This window comes from Komagataeibacter kakiaceti JCM 25156 (assembly GCF_000613305.1).
The window spans coordinates 1-3,667 of record NZ_BAIO01000226.1; the positions used below are offsets into that span (position 1 = coordinate 1).

Consider the following 3,667-nt stretch of genomic DNA (forward strand, 5'->3'; position numbering starts at 1 on the left):
CATCGGGCGTGCCGGATGCGGTCTTCGCCCACCCGGCGCGCTTTATCTGTGGCGCGGCAAGCCGGGAAGGGGCGGTCAGAATGGCGCAACTGGCGCTGGAAATCGATGCGGCCAACCGGACCGCGTAACCATGCCGGAGTGCGTCATTGCGCGTGCTCCGGACCGTTGTTTTTTTCAGGAACGGACAAAGCTTCACCAGAAAATTTCTTATGATTTACGGCCTTCCGAAAAAAGGCAGGCACCATCAGGTGGACCAGCGCAGCGGGCGGAAGGCATGGGCAACCGCCATGGCGCGGGCCTCGCGCACGGCTTCCCTGCTTTTCTCATCAGCTTGCCGGGCATCAGGAATATCGGCGCAGGCCGCGCGCGCGATTTCCAGCAGGGCCGCCTTGGGATAATCCTGCCCCGAACGCGTGCCATGGGCGCAGTAATCGCAGGTACACACCTGTATCAGCAGATCATAGAGAGCGGGCGCATCGAACCCCCCGATCTGTTGCAGCAGGTCGGCCACGGGACCGGCCCGCACGGGGGAGACACGGTGGACCCGCTCCACATCCGTGCTGGCCATCACGGCGAGGGTGCGACATTCCGGCGGCACGCCAAAACGCGCGCAAAGCGCTTCGATCCGTGGCCGGGCGCGTTCGGCATGGCGGTAATGGTGGGGCAGGTGTTCGGGTGGGGAATCCGTCTTGCCGACATTCATTACCAGCAGCGCGAAGCGTACGCTCAGGGGGGCCTCCCGCCGGGCGGCTTCGGTCAGGGCCGCCAGCATGTGCGCGCCGAGATCGGTTTCCCCCAGGTCATCCGAAATCTGGGGCACGCCGAACAGGCCCGCCACTTCAGGCAGGATTTCCCGCAGGCAACCACATTCATGCAGGGCGCGCAGCATGGTGGCGGGGGCAGGCGCCATCAGGCCGCGCGCCAGTTCCGGCCATATCAGGGATGCCGGGGTGGTGGCCAGCGCGCCAGCCTCCATCCGCCCCAGCATCGTGTCCAGATCTTCGTCCGCGGCCTTACATTCGCCCTCGGCCAGCAGGGTGGCCAGCCGCAGCACGCCGAGACCGTGATGGGGCTGCAGGAAATCTTCCACCTGTATTGCGGGTCTGCGCGTCATGAATCCACACGTAACAACATTGAAATACCTGACAAAGTAAAAGTGCCGGGCAGCATGATGGTTCCCGGCGGCATCACCTGACGTGGCCCGATGCCGGGGGTAACTGGCTCCCTCCGGCCCCTTCGGGCGTGACACCTTCGGCCAGGGCGGCGATGACCCGCCAGCCCACCGCGCCGGAGGGATCGAGGATTTTCAGCGCATCGAGCTTCTCTCGCGCCCTGTCCGGCCGGTTCCGCCGCAGGTTGATGAAGGCAAGCGCCTTGAGGTATAGAGCGCGAAGCGACCGGGGCCATCGGGCATGTCCGTCATGGGACGCCAGCGCCGCCAGTCGCCATCCCATCCGGCCTGCCGCGCGGCTTCGCGCAGGCCACTTTCCGCAATGGCCTGCGCGTGAGCAAGGTTACCCTGGTAGGTATGGATTTTATACAGGCAGAAATAAACCGGAAGCTGGTCCGGCGCGGCGCGCAGGGCCTGGCGGAAAAGCGTGTCCGCCCGGGCATGATCATTACGATAGGCCAGCACGCCCTGTTGCAGCAGGGCATTGATCGGGGCGGGCAGGGGGCCGAAATTGATCACGTCGGGTTCAGCGGACGTTTCTGTCATGCGTGAGTCCTGTTGCATCGCCTCAATCGGTCCTGACTATTGTCAGGGATCGGGACGCAAATTCCGTGCCGTGGGGTCTGCGCTTTCCGCCCGGCACCCGTGCAGCAGGTACTCCCGTACGTTACGGCCGTATGTCAGTCCTCAAGCGCCAGGCGGCCAATGGCGGGATCATCGGTAAAGAAACCGTCCAGCCCCAGATCGAGATAATGCCGGATCTCGGCCACGGCCCCTTCCGGATTGCGCGCGGTATCCCCCGCACCGTTGCGAAGCTGCGCGGGCAGGAAATGGTTTTCGGGCCGGAATGTATAGGAATGGACCAGAAGACCGGCGCGATGCGCGTCGTCAATCAGCGTGGACGGCGCAAGCCACGCGCCATTCGCATCGCGCGGGATGATATCCACGTTCGATGGGCCAATGACATCGGCAAACCGGCGTACGGTGCGCAACCCGTCCGGGGTCATGAAATCCCCGAACGTAAGCGCGGTGGTTCCATCCAGTGTGTCCGGTACATGCTGTGTCCGCTCCCCCATCAGGAACAGCAGGCGCGCCTGCGGGTTGATGGCCCGTAACCTGTCATGAAGCAGGCGCAGGTTCGCTGTTTCAAAGGACTGGACCTCAAGCGGGCAGTAACGGGTGTACTCATGGGCGGCGATGACGTGCAGGAAGGTGTCTTCGGGCGTATGGCCAAGCCGGTGGAAATGGGTGGAATTCTTGATTTCCGGTATCAACCCGACAACACGGCCGTATGTGGCGGATTCCGCCGCGACGAAATCAATGATTTCCTCGAATGTCGGAATATCGAAATGTCCGTCATAGCGGGTGTTGTGGGCGCGCAGGGCGGGCAGGCGCTCCTTCGCGCGCAGGGTCTTGAGTTCGGCAAGGGTGAAATCGGTTGTGAACCATCCGGTCTCGTTCACGCCGTCAATTGTCATGGTGCGGCGGCGGGATGCAAACTCCGCCCGGCTGGCACGTCCGTGGTGGTGGCGATGTTGCTTTCATGCCGCGCGACCAGAACGCCATCGCGTGTCGGCACAAGATCGGGTTCGATATAATCCGCCCCGTCCGCGATCGCCCGGCTGTAAGCCGCCAGCGTATGTTCGGGCCGCCATGCGCTTGCCCCCCGGTGCGCCATGACAGGGGCGCGCGGCGCAAGCGACGCCCCGGCGCGGGCGCGGCGTGTCGCCAGAAGCATCATTCCCGTCAGGCTACCCGCCATGGCCTGCCTACGTGACAGCATCATTCACTTCCTGAAAAGGGGTCTGTTTTTATTCGGGGCTGTTTGAAAAGCCATTCCACGGAACGCCGCCTTTTTGACAAAAGGTGGCATCCAAACACTTTATATCCAACAGGTGTTTCCAGACAGCTTTCCGGTCACCTTATAGCGGGGAATGGGTGGCCGCGCTGTTTTCACGGGCGCAGGTCGCGGCTTTGGGGTGGCGTGCCGTATGCCGCAGGGCGTCCAGTTCCGTGCGGGCGGCGTCCATATCCGCCCGGAAGGCGGGAAGTCCATGCATGGCCGCTATTTCCGCCGTGCCCAGCATATAGCCCGCCTGCACGTCACTTTCCCAATGCACGCCGCAGACAATGCGGCTTTCCCCGAACACGCGGCCACGTTGCAGGATTTCGGTTGCGCGATCCGGCAGCAGTTCCGCCAGCACGAGTGCCGTGCTCCAGCCCAGCATCGTATGCCCCGATGGATACGAACCGGAAGTCGCCAGATGCGCGCGGTCGGATTCAGTGCAGATCGGCTGGCTGTTGCCCACGAACGGACGCGCGCGGTGCCAGTATTCCTTGCTGGCGCGCATGTCCGGAATTTCGGATACGTCCATCTTGTGCACAAGTGCTGTCAGGCGTGGCGCATGGGCGGTGTCGATCACGAACCCGGCGGCGCAGGAAAAGGAATGCAGCAGCGCGTCTTCGCGCAGGTCGGCATCGGATGTGGCGAGCGCC

5 protein-coding genes and 1 pseudogene are annotated in these 3,667 nt (G+C 63.5%); 2 read left to right on the top strand and 4 right to left on the bottom strand.

The genetic code is table 11. From position 1 onward, the window contains the following. On the top strand, positions 1–128 hold a 128-nt coding region (locus JCM25156_RS28875), incomplete at its 5' end, for an MYG1 family protein (RefSeq protein ID WP_148299379.1). Between the two features lie 116 nt (positions 129–244). On the opposite strand, the gene JCM25156_RS11140 is transcribed toward JCM25156_RS28875, so the two are convergent. After that, the gene (locus JCM25156_RS11140; protein WP_206777866.1) at positions 245–1,054 is read right to left on the bottom strand and encodes a hypothetical protein; all 810 of its coding nucleotides are present in this window, start codon (positions 1,052–1,054) and stop codon (positions 245–247) included. Between the two features lie 9 nt (positions 1,055–1,063). Here JCM25156_RS11140 and JCM25156_RS32115 point away from each other — a divergent pair, with 9 nt between their 5' ends. Continuing rightward, on the top strand, positions 1,064–1,195 hold the full coding sequence (locus tag JCM25156_RS32115) for a hypothetical protein (RefSeq protein WP_277909439.1): 132 nt from the start codon (positions 1,064–1,066) through the stop codon (positions 1,193–1,195). A gap of 111 nt (positions 1,196–1,306) precedes the next feature. Here the strand turns inward: JCM25156_RS32115 and JCM25156_RS23690 are convergent, their stop codons facing one another. The 3 genes and pseudogenes from JCM25156_RS23690 to JCM25156_RS11155 all read right to left on the bottom strand — a co-directional run. Further along, positions 1,307–1,717: a tetratricopeptide repeat protein gene (locus tag JCM25156_RS23690; RefSeq protein ID WP_199898856.1), complete on the bottom strand. Its 411-nt coding sequence runs from the start codon at positions 1,715–1,717 to the stop codon at positions 1,307–1,309. A gap of 134 nt (positions 1,718–1,851) precedes the next feature. Next, positions 1,852–2,954 (bottom strand): annotated as a pseudogene (locus tag JCM25156_RS23695) (glycerophosphodiester phosphodiesterase family protein). 139 nt (positions 2,955–3,093) lie between these two features. Next, positions 3,094–3,667: acid phosphatase (locus JCM25156_RS11155; RefSeq protein ID WP_025813132.1), on the bottom strand; the 574-nt coding region annotated here is incomplete at its 5' end.

Bases quoted from the DNA above. Each gene is read 5' to 3' on its own strand.
- JCM25156_RS23690 (WP_199898856.1), bottom strand. From the start codon at position 1,717: ATGACAGAAACGTCCGCTGAACCCGACGTGATCAATTTCGGCCCCCTG.